Source organism: Sphingosinithalassobacter sp. CS137 (assembly GCF_014334115.1).
Classification (GTDB): Bacteria; Pseudomonadota; Alphaproteobacteria; order Sphingomonadales; family Sphingomonadaceae; genus Sphingomonas.
Window position 1 is genome coordinate 177,679 of record NZ_CP060494.1, and the last position, 16,542, is coordinate 194,220.

A 16,542-nucleotide genomic window follows, 5' to 3' on the forward strand; every position below is an offset into this window, starting at 1 on the left:
CAGATTCGCGGCAAAAACCGTTTGCTCACGAGGGGATTGCTATGGGCGGCCTGTTCGCGCCCTTCTGGAACGGGAGTTACGCGCCACACGGCTATTGTCTGCTCTGGCAGCGCGAACTGGTGTGGACGCACGTCATCGCCGACGGCCTGACGGCAGCGGCCTATTTCTCGATTCCGCTCGCGATCATTGCGCTGGTGCGGCAGCGCCGGGACCTCGTCTTCGGCTGGGCCTTCTGGTGCTTTGCGATCTTCATTCTCGCGTGCGGCGTCACCCATCTGATGAGCATCTGGACGCTCTGGCAACCGGTCTATGGCCTTCAGGCGCTCGTCAAGGTGATCACCGCCGGGGCATCGGTCGCGACCGCAGCGCTGCTGTGGCCACTGCTTCCCCGAGCAGTCGCATTGCCGTCGCCAGACCGATTGCAAGCCGCCAATGCCGAGCTGGCGACGATGATCCGCGAGCGCGACACGGCGCTGGAGGAACTGCGCGCACAGATCGCCCAGCGCGAGCGCGTCGAGGCCGCATTGCTTCAGTCGCAGAAGCTGGAGGCCGTGGGCCAACTGACCGGCGGGATCGCGCATGATTTCAACAATCTGCTGCAGGCGGTCGCGGGCAATCTCGAACTGATCGCGCGCAAGCCGGATGATTCCGATCGCGTCGTCCGCTGGGCCGGCGCCGCACTCGACGCCGTCGAGCGCGGGCGCGCGCTGAGCGGACAGCTGCTCGCATTCTCGCGCAAGCAGCGGCTCGAACTCGCGCCGGTACCGGTGCAGGAGCTGATCGGCGGGATGCGCGAGCTCGTCGCGCGTGCAGTGGCGCCGCTGTCGCAGGTCGAGATCGCGCCGATCGACCCGCTGCTTCGGGTGGAGGCCGATCCGTTGCAACTCGAGCTGGCGATCCTCAACCTGGCGTTCAACGCGCGCGATGCCATGGGCGACGGCGGTACATTGCGGATTTCCGCTACGAGCGAACGCGGTGTCGCGCCGGCGGGCCTTCCTTTGGGCGACTGGGCGGCGATCACGGTGAGCGACAGCGGGCACGGCATGACGCCTGACGTGCTCGCGCGCGCCACCGAGCCTTTCTTCACCACCAAGGAAGTCGGGCGGGGGACCGGCATGGGACTCGCCATGGTGTTCGGCGTCGTGACTCAGTCCGGCGGGACGGTCCATATCGAATCGGCACCCGGCGAGGGAACGGCGGTGACGCTGTACCTGCGCCAAAGCACGAAGGCGCGCGGCCGGACGCGCACGCCGAAGGATGCCGAGGCGGTGCCGGTGAGCCTGACGGGTGCGACCATCGCGCTGGTCGATGATGATGCGCAGGTTCGCGCGACGCTCGCCGACATGCTGGAGACGGCGGGAGCGACCGTCGCGCAGGCGGGCGATGGGGCGAGCGCGCTCGAGATGGTCGCGGCGCGCCGGCCCGATGTGCTGATCGTCGACTTCGCCATGCCGGGCATGAGCGGAGCCGAGGTGGTACGGCGGATCCGCGAGCAGGATCGGACGCTGCCGATCGTGCTGGTGACCGGCTTCGCCGAGACCGCGGCAATCGATTCGCTCGACAACGGCCAACTGACCATCTTGCGCAAGCCATTCGAAACGCGTGACTTGCTGCGTCGCGTGCAGAGCCTGCTCGGAGACGACTGACGCGGGCTCCGCTGCAAGGCGCGACAGCCGCGGCTTCCATGCTATGCAAGCCGCGAACGTCACAGCAGGAGCCTGGTGCAGCATGATCGATTCGAAGCGGCCGCGCATGATCCCGTTCGCATCGCTCCTCCGCGTCGCTCTGGCGCTCCTGTTTCTCGTTGCTCCTCCGGCGCTTGCCCAGCAGCAGCAGCAGCCGCCGCGTGCCAGCCCGGCCGATGCGAACGGGATCAGCGTCGCGACGCGCCATGCGCCTCCCTTCGTGATCCGCGAAGCGGACGGAAGCTACAGCGGCCTCGCGATCGATCTGTGGAGCGACGTCGCGGCCGATCTCGGCGTGCGCTACACGCTGGAGGAGACCGATCTCGACGGCATGGTCGATGGCGTTGCCGAGGGCCGCTACGCGCTCAGCGTCGGCGCCCTGACCGTGACGCCCAGCCGCGAGGAACAGGTGGATTTCAGCCACCCCTATCACACCACCGGCTTCGGCATCGCCGTGGCGCAGGCGCCGCCCAGCTGGCTGCTGCTGCTGCGCAATTTCTTCAGCTGGGGATTTCTCCAGGCGGTGCTGGCGCTGAGCGCGCTGCTGCTGCTGGTGGGCGTGTGCTTCTGGCTTGCCGAGCGGCGCGACAATTCCGAGGAGTTCGGCGGCGGCCCGGCGAAGGGGATCGGCGCGGGCTTCTGGTTTTCCGCAGTGACGATGACCACCGTCGGCTATGGCGACAAGGCGCCGCGCACCCGGGCGGGCAAGGCCGTCGCGCTCGTCTGGATGTTCGCGGCGATCCTGATCATCTCGACCTTCACCGGGATGATCGCCTCCTCCCTGACCGAGGGGCGGCTGGCGGGCGGGATCCAGGGCCCCGAAGGGCTGACCAGCGCCGCGGTGGGATCGATCGAGGGATCGGCGGCGGACGAGTGGCTGCGCGAGAGCGGCATCGGCTTCTCGAGCTTTCCGAGCGTCGAGGCGGGGCTGGAGGCAGTGGCGGCGGGCGAGATCGACGCCTTCGTCTATGACCGGCCGCTGCTCACCTATCTGCTGAAAGGCGAGGCGGGCGACGCGCTGCGGCTGGTGCCGGGCAGCTTCGGCCGGCAGGATTATGGCTTCGCGCTGCCGCCGGAAAGCCCGATGCGCGAGCGGCTCAATCGCGCATTGCTCGAACGGATCGAAAGCCGCGCCTGGTCGAATCGGCTGACGCAGGTGCTGGGTCGCGACGACTGACGCTTGGCTTCGCAGTTTTCGCGCCTATTCATTCCGAACGTTGCGCACGCCCGAAACATCCTTGCGTCGGCGCGCGGCGATCAGCTCGACAGTTCAAAGAGCGTCCGCAAGCGGAGCAGCTGAAATCCTAATTTGCAAGGGTGCGGGGGAGTGAGGCGGAGGGATATGGGCCGAATGCGGACAGGCAGGTTTCGGGCAGCGAACCACAGGTGGCTGCCCTTCCTCGCTCCGCCGCCGCTAAGGCGGCTGCCGACCCGACCTCGTTCCGAGCTCGGCGCTTACACATCCGCTCACGCCAAGAACCGGTCATTCACATACAATCCAGAAGCCAGACGGCAGTGTGCTCCATTCCAGCCGTTCAGTATCGACCCCGGTCACTCCACAAGCTGCCGTACGTTCAACGGCCCCTGCCGACGGCCTGCCGCATCAGCGTGACAACCTTCCGACGAGCGCCTCCTGAGTAGAACAGATTAAGTCCACTGCGATACAGCTCTGGAACGAAGAAGTCGTCACCATACCTAAAAAGAACGCCATTGTCCTCCAAAATTCTGACATCATCGCTGCCCAGCAATTCGTGCGCACGCTCGTATGACCAAGGTAGTTCTCGCTGATTGCCGACTAGACTCCCAATAGTTCGAAATATTCTCTTAAGATCTACATTTTCTTCACCAGTTTCGAAAACACGCTCTTTGCTGCACGGCCCAATTGCATCGCGCATCGCCCGTGGACTTAAGAGCCTTTGATCGTGGTAGGCATCACTCGCCGTAGAAAGCGACGCGGACTCGGCGAGAAAGCGAACGAGATCTCGGGCTTTGATGCTTCGATTGAAATCCGACAGCGATGACATGGTCCATTCGAGCGACCTCGCCTCACGAGACGTGTTAGGCCCCATCTTCCAGCCCCATAATTCGACAAGGGCTTGACTACGCTGCTCTTCGTCCAGCGTTGTTAAGCTCTCGGGAGATACTGTCGGGGGTAAGCTGCCAGCTTGTTGTGCAACCCATAGCGCTAATGCCGACGCCTCGGCCCAGTTCCATCGGAGAGCAAAAGCTGAATACCGATCAGCGAATTGCTTGAAGTTGTTGACCAGCGCGTATCGCGCCAAGTCCTCTCTAATAAATACGACACAGCCCACGTTCTTTGTTGGAAGCTGCGAAAGCCAATCAGGAACAAGTCGTAGCAGCGCCTCTACCGCTGCCTGCTCATGTTCACTGGTTCGTAACCTTGAGAACAGGGTCTCAATTCCGTCGAAAATACCGACGGCCGCGTGACCCGGTTTGAGCGCTTCGGCAAATGGCTCGAATGCATTAGGTGTACCCGGCGTAAATCCAGCGCGCCACGCAATCATATCTAGCCAGAATTGCCGCCAAGACACGGCACTGCTTGCATCTGGCCTTTGCAACTGCTGCTGAACAGCATCCGCGATTAGCTGATCGTTGAGGGGCTCTCCGCCCGTCAACGCCTTTGCCGCTTCAGTTGTTACCCTACGTTCTGCCTCACGAGCATCGTGGTCCAGGTCCTGCGATGGAGTTACGGGTAGCACCAAGGCTTCTGTGGATTGTGTCTGCGTCGGATTCGCTACACCCAGCCTTTCAGAGAAGGTTCCCCACGTCTTAGATAGAGCTAGGGACATGAAGGTATATGACTTGCCCGACCCCTTTTCACCGATGACAGTAACCGTTGGAGGAGCGCTTTGATGGCGCTCGGCTAGGTTAACCAGGGAAGCTGTGGGATAGATGTCCACTTGCGGCTGGCTTTCGGCGAAAATGCTCTTTCGCGCGTATGCTGCAAGTCTCTCACGCCGCTGCTGCGCCTCTGTGTGAACCTCGTTCCGCTCAGGGTCAGACGGCGCGGAAAGCGGGACGAGTGATCCAAAAATTGAGTACATTTGATCGGGGAGGCTCGTTCGGGTCAACGCGCGCTGCGTTTCTCTCAAGTCTCGGGGTAGAATTGCCACCGCCGGCTCTGCATCCACAATAGAGGTCGTGATCGACGCCTCCTGGAACGGGTTCTCGGTTACGTCGGCGGGCTGTTCAGACGACTTTAATTGCTCCAAAAATAGGCGGATCTCCTCCTCAAATACCGCCATCGCGTCCAACGCGCCCTCTTGTCCAAACCCACCATCCTTAAGTCCAGGAGGGCTTTGATTGATGATGACTGTCGGAAGACTCGCATCAAATTCTGCGGTCGACGCGGCTCGCCATCTGGAAGCCATCTCACGCATTCGATCCAGCAGCATGATGGTTCCATCAATGGCTTGGCCGTTCAATGTCGTTACGAGAGCGTGCTGAAGACGGGGATCAAGGAATAGGGATGCGACTAACTCAGAAAGACCGGCGCGAAGGTCGATGATGACGAGATCGGCTCCAATTCTCTTCCCAAGGCGTGCAACAAGCGAGCCTACAAAGAAGGGAGATCGCTTTTCGGATAGGGTAAGAGCCTCTGGTGAGACGCTGGGAAGACCAAGATCGCGTGTGCAAGGTAGAACGACTAGGCCATCTATCTCTTGATCCGCGAGCCTACCAGCCACCGTTTCGATTGCGTCGTCGGCGTCGATCTCAGAAGATGTGAATGCGATTGCGAGTAAATCCGCAAATGCGATGCGTGGGCTCGGCATTGAATGTCTGAGGAGACTGGAAATTCCAGGAGCTTCGAAATCTGCGTCGATGAAAAGAACGCGACGGCGAACTTTTTGCACCGCCGCCGCCAAGGCGAGTGCAAGCGTGGTCCGCCCCATGCCACCTTTGAACGAATGAAAAGTAAGGACGGGCGGACAATCGCTAATCTCATCAGTCTCGGCGACTTCATACGGCGTGTTGTAAACAACTACGGACCCCGACGTGAGGGTTGGCCGGAGACGCAGGCGCAGCCCCGATATCCAATCCTCGCCAACCCTCTCGAACTCTATCGGAAGAAGGCGCGGCGAGGCGGAGCTTGCCGTCTCAAGCGCGATCGCAAGCTCATCCTCCAGAAAGCGTGGGCCGAACGTTTGCCGAAGCCACACCTTGACCGGCTCCATCGCCGCTTGAGGAAGTAGGGAGAGCGCTAGGCGAGATGGTAGCGGCTGTGCTCTGAGCACCTCCTTCGGAGCGGAGCGAACCGCGTCATTATCGCGCAGGCGATCGAGCACGTCGAGATAGGTGTAAAACTCTGCCATCTCAAATTCCCTGTGTCGCCATTCGCGTGTCAACCGCCTGCAATATGCGCTCCAGCCATTGCTCTACACTGCCCAAGTAGCCGTCAGCTACCTTGACACCATAGCGAGCAGCCTCGTGTAATTTATACGGTGGGAATGTGTCTCCATTAACTACGAACGAAGTAGGTGTGCTTCCAACATCAACGGGGAGGAGGCTGGCGGCAAGACAAAGTTGCTCAATGTCGTGCAGATCAATCTGACTCTTTGGCAGGCCCAAGCTGGCCACCAAGGCATTCTTCAGATCGCCGGTGCTTGGAAGCGACCCGGACATCATCACCAAATACTTCAAGCCGCACTCCGCGGCGTAGAAAAGCGAAACGAACCGGGAGCGTCTCGGCATGCCTGCGACGCTCGACGCGGAGCGATGGCGCTGGAAGGCTCGCCTGATATCAACAGGATCAGAGGAGACTTGAGCCATTCGCATCCTCCTCCGCCTTCGGCTCTCCGTTCGTCACCGCTTTGCCTCCTTCGTTAGTGCCGCGTTTTAGCAGGACTCATAGGCCAAGGCATTACGGCCGCGGAATGTTGAAGCAAGGCATAGATGGAGAGGGATTTGCCGCCCCCTGCGAGAGGCAGCTATGCAGGAGGCGCTTGCCGGAACCGGTCAAGTCGTTAATGGTCATTTGCTCATCTCTCGCCCCGGGTGCGATCAACCAGAATCATCCGGTTCTGGAGGAAGCCGTCGTTGGCGACTGCCGCCGAGAATGACGGGACTGTCCCAGATCCGGTCGCCCAAGCCGATCGGCAACGCCGTCCGCTCTCAGGCGATCGGCTAGCGACCTACAATGACCGATATTAGGGCGCAAAGCAGACGTCGCCGCCCGCGCACCCCGCACCCCCACCTCCCTATACCTCCGGCAGCGCGCTCCGCAGTTCGTCGATCCACGGCCTTGCCGTCCCGTCGGAAGGCGCGCGCCAGTCGCCGCGGGGGCTTAGTGCGCCGCCGGCCGAGACCTTTGGGCCGTTGGGGATGGCGGAGCGCTTGAACTGGCTCGTCTGGAAGAAGCGGATCAGGAAGATCTCGAGCCATTTGGCGATGGTGGCGAGATCATATTCGTTGCGGCCCGCCTCGGGGAAGTCGATCGGCCACAGCCCTTCCTTCGCGTCCCGCCACGCATGCCAGGCAAGGAAGGCGATCTTCGACGGGCGCATGCCGCGGCGCACGACATAGTGGAGGAAGAAGTCGTGCAGCTCATAGGGGCCGATGCGATCCTGGGTGCTCTGCATGCCGCCCTCGGCATCGGCGGGGACGAGCTCGGGCGAAATCTCGGTATCGAGGATCGCAGTGAGCACCGCATCGGTCTGTTCGTCAAACTGGTTTGTACTCACGCTCCAGCGGATCAGATACTGGATCAGCGTCTTGGGAACGCCGGTGTTGACCGCATAATGGCTCATCTGATCGCCGACGCCATAGGTGCACCAGCCGAGCGCCATTTCGGAAAGATCGCCGGTGCCGACGACGAAGCCCTGCCGCTGATTGGCGAGGCGGAAGAGATAATCGGTGCGCAGCCCCGCCTGCACATTTTCGAAAGTGATGTCGTACACCGGCTCGCCCTGCGCGAAGGGATGGCCCATGTCGGTCAGCATCTGCCGCGCGGCGGGGGTGATGTCGATTTCCTCGCCGGTGACGCCGAGCGTCTTCATCAGCGTCCAGGCGTTCGACCTGGTGGTGTCGCCGGTGGCGAAGCCGGGCAGGGTGAAGCCGAGAATGTCCGAGCGGGGGCGGCCGAGCCGGTCCATCGCCTTGGCGGCGACGATCAGCGCATGCGTCGAATCGAGCCCGCCCGAGACGCCGATGACGAGATGCTTCGCGCCGACCGAGACGATGCGCTTGCGCAGCCCCTCGACCTGGATGTTGAAGGCTTCGTAGCAATCCTCCTCGAGCTTCGCCGGCGTGTTCGGGACGAAGGGAAAGCGGCGCACGGGGCGGCGCAGGCCGACATCGTCGAAGGCGGGCTCGTGGCGGAAGCCGATGCGCCGGAAGCGGGTTTCGGGATGGCCCGCGGCGACGGCGGCGTCGTTGAAAGTGGGAAAGCGCATCCGCTCGAGCCGCAGCCGCTCGAGATCGATGTCGGCATAGACCGCCTCGGGCGCGAGATCGAAGCGCTGCGACCCGGCGAGGAATTCGCCGAGCTCGTAGATCAGCCCCTGACCGTCCCAGGCGAGATCGGTGGTGCTTTCGCCCGGCCCGGCGGCCGAATAGAGATAGGCCGAGACGGTGCGCGCCGATTGCGAGGCGCAGAGCAGCTGGCGCTCGCGGCTCTTGCCGATCACGATGTTCGAGGCGGAGAGATTGCACAGCACCAGCGCACCGGCGAGCGCGGCGAGCGAGGAGGGCGGCGTGGGCGCCCAGAAATCCTCGCAGATCTCCATATGGAAGACGAAATCCTCCAGATCCTGCGCGGCGAAGACCAGATCGGTGCCGAAGGGAGCGGTCTGCCCCGCGACCTCGATCTCGAGACCGGCGAGGCCGATGCCCGAGGCGAACCAGCGCTTTTCGTAATATTCGCGGTAATTGGGCAGGAACTGCTTGGGGACGACGCCGAGGATGCGGCCGCGGTGGATCGCGAGCGCGCAATTGTAGAGCCGCCCGTTGCGGCGCAGCGCCGCGCCGACGCAGAGCACGGGGCGCAGATCGGCGCTCGCCTCGACCAGCCGGGCGATGCCGGCCTCGGTCGCGTCGATCAGCGCGTCCTGGAGATGGAGATCGTCGATCGCATAGGCGCTGATGTTGAGCTCGGGAAAGAGCAGCAGGTCGGCGCCATGGGCATCGCCGTGGCGGGCGGCCTCGATCGCGGCATCGGTGTTGGCGGCGGGATCGCCGACGGTCGCCAGCGGCGTGCACACGCCGGTGCGGATCATCCCCTGGCGGTGAAGCGAATGGAAGGAGTGGGGTGGTTTAGTCACAGTGCCTCCGAGAACATCTCAAGGGCAACGCGCAAACACTCGATTCGTACCGCGCCGCGGCCGATGTCGCCGAAATGCGCCTCGCGGTGGCGGGTTTCGCGGCCGATCGCGGCGCAGCCGAAATGGACGAGGCCGGGCTCGTCGTCGGGTCCGCCCGCGCCCGCGAAGCCGGTGATCGAAACGGCGACGTCGGCGCGGCTGGCCTTCAGCGCGCCATCGGCCATGGCGAGCGCGACTTCGCGGCTGACCGCGCCGCAGCCCTTCACCGTATCGCGCGCGATGTGGAGCAGCTCGCACTTGGCTTCGTCCGAATAGACGATGAAGCCGCGCTCGAACGCGTGGCTCGCGCCGACCACGTCGGTGAGCAGCGAGGCGAGCATGCCGCCGGTGCAGCTTTCCGCCGTCGCGAGCTTCTTGCGAAGGTCGCAGGCGGCGGAAAGGACCGCGCGCGCGGCGGTGTCGATTTCTGGGGGAAGGGCGGGGGAGAGGGTTTCGCTCATGCCGCCGGTGGTACGCCCGGCGGCGCGGCGCTGCCAATCCCCCGCGAGACGATCAGGCGAGCCTGGACGAATAGATCATCCGGCCCTGGCCGAGCATCGCGAATACATCGTCGCGCTGCGCCTCGGGCAGGGCGAAGCAGCCCTGGCTGCGGCCGAGCTTACCGTGGCGGGCGATCATCTCCGGATTGGCATACCACGCGCCGTGGATCACGATCGCGCGGTCGCGCGCCAGATCGTTGGTCGGATCAAGCCCGTCGAGCCGCTGCGAGCGATCATGCTGGCCGACATAATATTCGGACAGGAGATAGGCGCCCTCGCTGGTCGCGTTCGATCCCGGCACGTTCGAGAAACGCTGAAGGAAGCCGGTGTGCCCCGGGTCCGACCCGCTGCCGTGCGAGACGAGCACCGAATGCGATTCGCCGCTGCCCAGATTGATGACGTGGAACCGCGGCCGGTGCGACGGCGCAGTGAAATCGGCGATCGCGATCTTGTCGTGATTGGGGATGCGCATCGAATGCCGGTCGAGCGCGGCGATCGCTTCCTTGAAGATATTCGGATCGACGCCGCGCGGCGCCTGCGGACGCGTGGCGACGGCGGCCGGAATCGGATCGGGCCGCACCGGCGGCTGCGGCACCGGTACCGCCGGCGCGCTGACGATGCGCGCGGCACGCGGCGTGCACGAGGCGGCAAGCGCGCCCCCGCCGACCACCAGCGCCGATCGAAGAAGTGCGCGCCGACTGCGCGCGATGTCCAATGCGTTACTCACGTTACTAATTGCCCTTGGTATCATTCCCGCTTGCTTCTCTTATACCAGAAGGACAGGTGAAATTGGGCTGAACCTGTGTCCCAATCGCAACAATTCGGCGCGGACTCAGCGCGTTTCGCCGAGAATTGGTCGCGCCGAGCGGAACAACCTTCTCGCTGCACGAGGCCAAGCGGGCCGGGATTCGGACGGCACCAATTGCGGATAACATCGTTAACGGAGTACGAACCCTTTGCGGAGCCGCCCCCGGCGGGCCGCGAACCGTTACGGAGACTGCAATGCCCCGCGCCCTCGTGCGCTCTGCCCTGATCCTGGCGCTTGCCGCGATGCCCGCCGCGACGCCGGCGGCCGCACAGGCGGTCCAGGCGGTGTCCGATCGGATCGAGGCGCTGCGGCCCAATCGCTACGTCTGGTTCGATCAGGACCCGCGGCTCGTGCCGGCGCGGCTCGACGCGGGGGGCGAGGTCTCGATCGTCATCAGCATCCCGCAGCAGCGCGCCTATGTCTATCGCGGCGGGACGCTGATCGGCGCGGCGGCGGTTTCGACCGGCAAGCCGGGCAAGGAAACGCCGACGGGCGAATTCACCATCCTCCAGAAGAACCGGCATCACCGGTCGAACCTCTACAGCAACGCGCCGATGCCGTTCATGCAGCGGCTGACCTGGACCGGCATCGCATTGCACGGCGGGCATAATCCGGGCCGGCCGGCGTCGCACGGCTGCATCCGCCTGCCGCACGCCTTTGCCGAGCGGCTGTTCGGCCTCACCGAGATGGGCGGGCTGGTGATCGTGACCGGCGAGGCGATCGACCATCCCGAGATGAACCTGTGGGCGCCCGCGCTGCGCCCCGACACGACTCGGCTGGGCGGCGAGGCATTCAATATCGTGACCGCGAGCGCCGAGCCCAATGTCGCGCCCGGTCTGCCGCTACGCGAAGGGGCGATGTTCCCCGTAACCGCGCCCGACGCCGACTTCGATTCGCCGCCGCCGCCGTTCACGCGCCGCGCGCCGGCGACCTATCCGGGATCCGGCACCAACTAGCCGCCGTCGACCGGGGAACGGGCGATGTGCCGCCGGCGGTGGTCCGCGACGAAGCAGCCATGGGGTCCCTGCCTGCGCAAGGGCGACGAGGAATTGGCGACAGAGTTTGCTCCATAACAGGGCGTGTGCGCCGCGCGCGGGATGCGCTAGAGCGGCGACCATGACGGCAATGGATTTCGATGCGGCGCGCAGCGCGCTGGTGGCGGTGGGGCGCAGGCTGGACGCGCGCGGCTGGGCGCCGGCGACGTCGGGCAATTATTCGGCTCGGCTGGACGACGGCAGCTTCGCCGTGACCGTTTCGGGACGGCACAAGGGCCGGCTGACCGAGGACGACATCATGCGCGTGGACACCGAGGGGCAGGCGATCGGGGCGGGAAAGCCGTCGGCCGAGACGGCGCTGCACCTCGCGCTCTATCGCAGCTTTCCCGATGCGAACGCCGTGCTGCACGGCCATTCGCCGCAGGCGGTGGGGCTGAGCCGTGCGGTGCCCGACGCGAGCGAATGGGTGTTTCGCGGCCACGAGATGCTGAAGGCGTTTCCCGGGATCACCACCCATGACGCACAAGTGCGGCTGCCGATCGTCGACAACAGCCAGGACATGCGCGATATCGAGGCTGCGGTCGGCCCGGCGCTGGTGGCGGAAGGCGTGGCGCCTGCCTATCTGATCCGCAGTCACGGCCTCTATGCCTGGGGCCGCGACCTGGACGAAGCCGAGCGCGTGCTGGAAGCGACCGAATGGCTGATCGCCGCCGAGCTTGCCGAGCGCGGCTTCAGGAACGGAATGAGCGAATGACGCATCTGAGAATCTTCGATTCGAGCGACGGCGCGGCGCCGCGCATCGACACGCGCGATCCGCAGGCGATCGCCGAGGCGCTGGCGCCGCTGGGCGTGCGCTTCGAGCAATGGGGCACGCGCGCGCTGCCCGAGGACGCGAGCTCGGAGGCGGTGCTGGAGGCCTATGCCCCCGAAGTCGAGCGGCTGACGGCGGAGAAGGGCTATCGATCGGTCGACGTGATCCGGATGACTCCCGAGCATCCCGACCGCGCCGTGCTGCGCACGAAGTTCCTTTCCGAGCACCGCCATTCGGAGGACGAAGTGCGCTTCTTCGTCGAAGGCGAGGGACTGTTCACGCTGCGCGACGAGGACCGCGTCTATGCCGTGCTGTGCGAGGAGGGCGACCTGATCTCGGTGCCGGCGGGGATGCGCCACTGGTTCGACATGGGGCCGAGCCCGCGCTTCACCGCGATTCGGATGTTCATCAGTCCCGACGGCTGGGTCGCCGATTTCACCGGCGACGCGATCGCGGACCGGTTTCCGCGCCACGAGCCGGCCAGCGCCTGAGCGCGGGCACATCCAACCCGTCCGCCGCTTTCCGGCGACTCCATTCCCCAAGCCTCTCCCCCGGCGGGAGGGGAGACGAGCTTCGATGAATCAGCAGCAGCAGCCGAACGCGATCCTCCTCGACATCGAAGGGACGACGAGCAGCATCGCCTTCGTCGCCGATGTCCTGTTTCCCTATGCCGCACGGCATTTGCGCGACTATGTCGAGCGCAATCCCGAACAGGTGGCGCCGATCCTGGCGCAGGTGCCGGGCGACGATCCGGTCGCCACGCTGCTCGGCTGGATCGAGGCCGACGCCAAGGAAACGCCGCTCAAGACGCTGCAGGGGCTGATCTGGGAGGCGGGCTATCGCGACGGCACGATCCGCGGCCACGTCTATCCCGACACCCCCGAGGCGCTGGCGCGCTGGGGAAGGGCGGGGGTGCCCGTCTATATCTATTCGTCGGGATCGGTGGCGGCGCAGAAGCTGCTGTTCGGCCATAGCGAGGCGGGCGACCTGACGCCGCGGATCGCGGGCTATTTCGACACCAACATCGGCCACAAGCGCGAGGCGGATTCCTATGCCGCGATCGCCCGCGCGCTGGCGCTGGAGCCGGCGACGATGCTGTTCGTTTCCGACATCGAGGCCGAAGTCGACGCGGCGCGGGCGGCGGGCATGCAGGCGCTGCTGATCGATCGCGACGGCGAGCGCGGCGACATCCGAACGCTGGCGGAGGTGCTGCCATGATCCTGGACGGCAAGGCGACGCGATCGATCGCGCGCACCGAAGACGGCAAGGGCGTGCGCATCCTCGACCAGCGGCAGCTCCCCTGGGAAATCCGCTGGGTCGAGCTGCGCAGCATGGACGAGGCCGCGGTCGCGATCCGCGAGATGTGGACGCGCGGCGCGCCGATGGTGGGCGCGACGGCGGCCTATGGCCTGGCGATGGCGCTCGCCGTGGATCCCAGCGACGAAGCGCTGCTGGCGGCGCGCGACACGCTGTTGCACACGCGGCCGACCGCAGTGAACCTGCGCTGGGCGCTCGACGCGGTCGGTACCGCGGTGGGCGATCTGCCGCCCGAGGAACGTGCCGAGGCCGCCTTCGCCCGTGCCGACGCGATCTGCGACGAGGATGTCGAGCTGTGCCGCGCGATCGGCGCGAGCGGCCTCGAGCTGATCCGCGCGCTTCATGCGCAAAATCCCGGGCGGCCGGTGCAGATCCTGACTCATTGCAACGCCGGATGGCTGGCGACGGTCGACTATGGCACGGCGACCGCGCCGATTTATCTGGCGCATGACGCGGGCATTCCGGTGCATGTGTGGGTCGACGAGACGCGCCCGCGCAACCAGGGCGCGCTGCTGACCGCGTTCGAGCTGCGCAACCATGGCGTGCCGCACACGGTGGTCGCCGACAATGCCGGCGGGCTGCTGATGATGCAGGGCAAGGTCGATGCAGTGATCGTCGGCACCGACCGAGTGACGGCCAACGGCGACGTGTGCAACAAGATCGGCACCTATCTGAAGGCGCTGGCGGCGCACGACAATGGCGTGCCCTTCTATGTCGCGCTGCCCTACACCACCTTCGATGCCGACCTGCCGAGCGGCGACGCCATCCCGATCGAGGAGCGCGCGGCCGAGGAACTGACCGAGGCGACCGGTCCCGATGCCGAGGGGCACGTGACGACGATCCGGCTGACTCAGTCGCCGGCAGCCAACCCCGCCTTCGATGTGACGCCCGCGCGGCTGGTGACCGGATACATCACCGAAAAGGGCGTGCTCGACCGCATCGGCGGCTGATACAATCGGACGGAGTTGCGACACGCTTCGGTCGCAATTCCGCCGCGCTCGCGCGCCTTCTATATCCGGGCGCGCCCTTGTCCCGCTTGCCAGAAAGTCGTCGTCCCTCGTGAAGCTCCCCGCGATCCGCATCGACCGCGACGCATTGCGCGAAGGATTGCGCCGGCGCGGGCCGGGATTCGTGCTGGCGCTGCTGGTGGAGGGGCTGCTGGCGCTGCTGCTGCTGACGATCGTGCCGCAGATCACGCGCGACGAAGTGCCGGTGATGGAAGTGTTCAGCGTCGATCCGGGCAGCGAAGGCGCATCCGCGCCCGAACCCGAGCCGCAGCCCGAGAGCGCACCCGCCGAAGCCGCCGAGCAGGCGCCCGAGCCGCCGGTGCCCGAGCCGCAGGTCGATTCGGCGCCGACTCCGCTCGAGCGTCTCGCGCCCAACCCGGTGCCTTCACCGCCGCCGCTGATCCGGCTCGATCCCGATGCGATGGCTTCGGCCGACATCGCCCGGCCAAGCGCGGCCGCGCCGTCGCGTTCCGCACCGCGCGTCTCGGGCCCGCCCAACCCGGGGCCGCGCCCCGGCTGGGGGGACACTCCGCGTGCCGAGGGGAGCGGGCCGAACGGCGAGCCGCTCTATGCCGCCGCCTGGTATCGCGAGCCGTATGAAAGCGAGATGCGCGGCTATCTCCAGACCGTGCAGGGGCAGGGCTATGGCGTGATCGCGTGCCGGACCGTGCCCGAATATCGCGTCGAGGATTGCGTTCCGGTCACCGAATATCCCGAAGGATCGGGTTATCTGCGCGCGGTGCTGGCGATGGCCTGGCAGTTCCGCGTGCGGCCGCCGCGGCTGGGCGGGCAGCTGCGCTATGGCGAATGGGTGCGCATCCGCATCGAGCGGTCGGGACCGCCGCGCTAGCGGGCGAGCGCCGCGCGCGCGGCGGCGATGCGCTCGAGCGCCGTATCGAGAGTCGCGTCCTGCTTGGCGAAGCAGAAGCGGACGACGCTGGTGACGGGATCCTCGGCATAGAAGGCGGAGACGGGAATCGCCGCCACGCCCGCTTCGTCGAGCAGCCGATCGCAGAAGGCGACGTCGCCGCGGCCGATCCCGCTGGCGGCAAGATCGATCGACAGGAAATAGGTGGCGGCGCTGGGCAGGGTGGCGAAGCCGAGTTCGTGCAGCCCCGCCGCCAGCCGGTCGCGCGAGCGCCGGAAGCCGGCGGCGGTTTCGGCCACCCAGCCGTCCTGCGTCACCAGCCCCTCGGCGACGGCCCATTGCAGGTTGGGCGGCGTGGTGAAGGTGAGGAACTGGTGCGCCTTGCCGAGCGCGCGCGCGAGCTCGGGCGCGGCGCACATCCAGCCCACCTTCCAGCCGGTGAGCGCGAAGATCTTGCCCGCGCTGCCGATCTTCACCGTCCGCTCGCGCATGCCGGGAAAGCCGATCAGCGGCAGATGGCGCGCACCGTCGAAGGTGACATGCTCCCACACCTCGTCGCAGATCGCAGTGAGATCGTGCGCGACGCAGAAATCGGCGAGCAGCGCCAGCTCCTCGGCCGAGGCCATAGTGGCGGCGGGATTGAGCGGATTGTTGAGCAGCAGCAGCCGCGTCTTCGCCGTGACCGCCGCGTCGAGCGCGTCGCGCGTCACGCGCCAGTGCGGCGGCTCGAGCCGGACGAAGCGCGGCACGCCGCCGGCACGGAGGATCAGCGGGACATAGGCATCGTAGAGCGGCTGGAAGCACAGCACTTCGTCGCCCGGCTCGATCAGGGCGAGCAGCGATGCGGCGAGCGCTTCGGTGGCGCCCGAAGTGACGATCACTTCGTCGGGCGCGAGGTTCAGCCCCTGATGCCGGGCATAGTGATCGGCGACCGCCTGGCGCAGCTCGGGCAGCCCGGCCATCGGCGGATATTGATTGGACTTTTCGAGCAGCGCGCGTGCCGCCGCTTCGAGCACCGGCGCCGGGCCGGTGCCGTCGGCGAAGCCCTGGCCGAGATTGATCGCGCCGCGCGTGCGTGCGCGTGCCGACATGGCTTCGAAGATGGTCGTGCCCATGCGGGCGTAGAGCGGGTTCATGGCGGCGCTTGTGCATTGCGAGGGCCAAGGGCGCAATGCGCGCGCGATGCGGCGGGAGCGGTCTTGCGAAGCCGGGCGGCGCGGGTCCATGGTGCA

Annotated in this window: 14 protein-coding genes; 8 read left to right on the forward strand and 6 right to left on the reverse strand. The window is 65.9% G+C overall.

The genetic code is table 11. The features are described from left to right. The first annotated feature begins 41 nt into the window (after positions 1 to 41). Both H7V21_RS00825 and H7V21_RS00830 read left to right on the forward strand, forming a co-directional pair. On the forward strand, positions 42 to 1,646 hold the full coding sequence (locus H7V21_RS00825; RefSeq protein WP_188054766.1) for a response regulator: 1,605 nt from the start codon (positions 42 to 44) through the stop codon (positions 1,644 to 1,646). Positions 1,647 to 1,728: 82 nt separating this feature from the next. Beyond that, complete coding sequence (locus H7V21_RS00830) at positions 1,729 to 2,862, forward strand: transporter substrate-binding domain-containing protein (RefSeq protein WP_262503942.1); 1,134 nt, start codon at positions 1,729 to 1,731, stop codon at positions 2,860 to 2,862. 397 nt (positions 2,863 to 3,259) lie between these two features. On the opposite strand, the gene H7V21_RS00835 is transcribed toward H7V21_RS00830, so the two are convergent. The 5 genes from H7V21_RS00835 to H7V21_RS00855 form a co-directional block, all read right to left on the reverse strand. Beyond that, on the reverse strand, positions 3,260 to 6,019 hold the full coding sequence (locus H7V21_RS00835; RefSeq protein WP_188054767.1) for a KGGVGR-motif variant AAA ATPase: 2,760 nt from the start codon (positions 6,017 to 6,019) through the stop codon (positions 3,260 to 3,262). Position 6,020: 1 nt separating this feature from the next. After that, entirely contained in the window at positions 6,021 to 6,476 is a 456-nt protein-coding gene (locus H7V21_RS00840) for a hypothetical protein (RefSeq protein ID WP_188054768.1), read from the reverse strand. A gap of 428 nt (positions 6,477 to 6,904) precedes the next feature. Then, positions 6,905 to 8,920 carry an NAD(+) synthase gene (locus H7V21_RS00845; RefSeq protein ID WP_223177058.1) on the reverse strand — a complete coding sequence of 672 codons (2,016 nt, stop codon included), beginning with the start codon at positions 8,918 to 8,920 and terminating at the stop codon, positions 6,905 to 6,907. A gap of 41 nt (positions 8,921 to 8,961) precedes the next feature. After that, positions 8,962 to 9,465 (reverse strand): CinA family protein, encoded by a 504-nt coding sequence (locus H7V21_RS00850; protein ID WP_188054770.1) that lies wholly within the window; start codon positions 9,463 to 9,465, stop codon positions 8,962 to 8,964. A gap of 52 nt (positions 9,466 to 9,517) precedes the next feature. Then, positions 9,518 to 10,231, reverse strand: coding sequence for a murein L,D-transpeptidase catalytic domain family protein (locus H7V21_RS00855; RefSeq protein ID WP_262503943.1), 714 nt, complete (start codon positions 10,229 to 10,231; stop codon positions 9,518 to 9,520). Positions 10,232 to 10,506: 275 nt separating this feature from the next. Here H7V21_RS00855 and H7V21_RS00860 point away from each other — a divergent pair, with 275 nt between their 5' ends. The 6 genes from H7V21_RS00860 (at position 10,507) to H7V21_RS00885 (ending at position 15,292) form a co-directional block, all read left to right on the forward strand. Beyond that, the gene (locus tag H7V21_RS00860) at positions 10,507 to 11,268 is read left to right on the forward strand and encodes a L,D-transpeptidase family protein (RefSeq protein ID WP_188054772.1); all 762 of its coding nucleotides are present in this window, start codon (positions 10,507 to 10,509) and stop codon (positions 11,266 to 11,268) included. A gap of 160 nt (positions 11,269 to 11,428) precedes the next feature. Then, positions 11,429 to 12,061 (forward strand): methylthioribulose 1-phosphate dehydratase, encoded by a 633-nt coding sequence (locus H7V21_RS00865; RefSeq protein ID WP_188054773.1) that lies wholly within the window; start codon positions 11,429 to 11,431, stop codon positions 12,059 to 12,061. After that, positions 12,058 to 12,609, forward strand: coding sequence for a 1,2-dihydroxy-3-keto-5-methylthiopentene dioxygenase (locus tag H7V21_RS00870; protein WP_188054774.1), 552 nt, complete (start codon positions 12,058 to 12,060; stop codon positions 12,607 to 12,609). Before H7V21_RS00865 ends, H7V21_RS00870 begins: the two co-directional genes overlap by 4 nt. 85 nt (positions 12,610 to 12,694) lie before the next feature. Next, complete coding sequence (gene mtnC, locus H7V21_RS00875; protein WP_188054775.1) at positions 12,695 to 13,336, forward strand: acireductone synthase; 642 nt, start codon at positions 12,695 to 12,697, stop codon at positions 13,334 to 13,336. Beyond that, positions 13,333 to 14,385 carry an S-methyl-5-thioribose-1-phosphate isomerase gene (mtnA, locus tag H7V21_RS00880; protein ID WP_188054776.1) on the forward strand — a complete coding sequence of 351 codons (1,053 nt, stop codon included), beginning with the start codon at positions 13,333 to 13,335 and terminating at the stop codon, positions 14,383 to 14,385. The genes mtnC and mtnA overlap by 4 nt, the downstream gene beginning before the upstream one ends. Before the next feature lie 109 nt (positions 14,386 to 14,494). After that, entirely contained in the window at positions 14,495 to 15,292 is a 798-nt protein-coding gene (locus H7V21_RS00885) for a hypothetical protein (RefSeq protein ID WP_188054777.1), read from the forward strand. Here the strand turns inward: H7V21_RS00885 and H7V21_RS00890 are convergent. Then, positions 15,289 to 16,446, reverse strand: a complete 1,158-nt coding sequence (locus tag H7V21_RS00890; protein ID WP_188054778.1) for an aminotransferase — start codon at positions 16,444 to 16,446, stop codon at positions 15,289 to 15,291. The two genes, H7V21_RS00885 and H7V21_RS00890, sit on opposite strands and share 4 nt — an antisense overlap. Between the last annotated feature and the right edge of the window lie 96 nt (positions 16,447 to 16,542).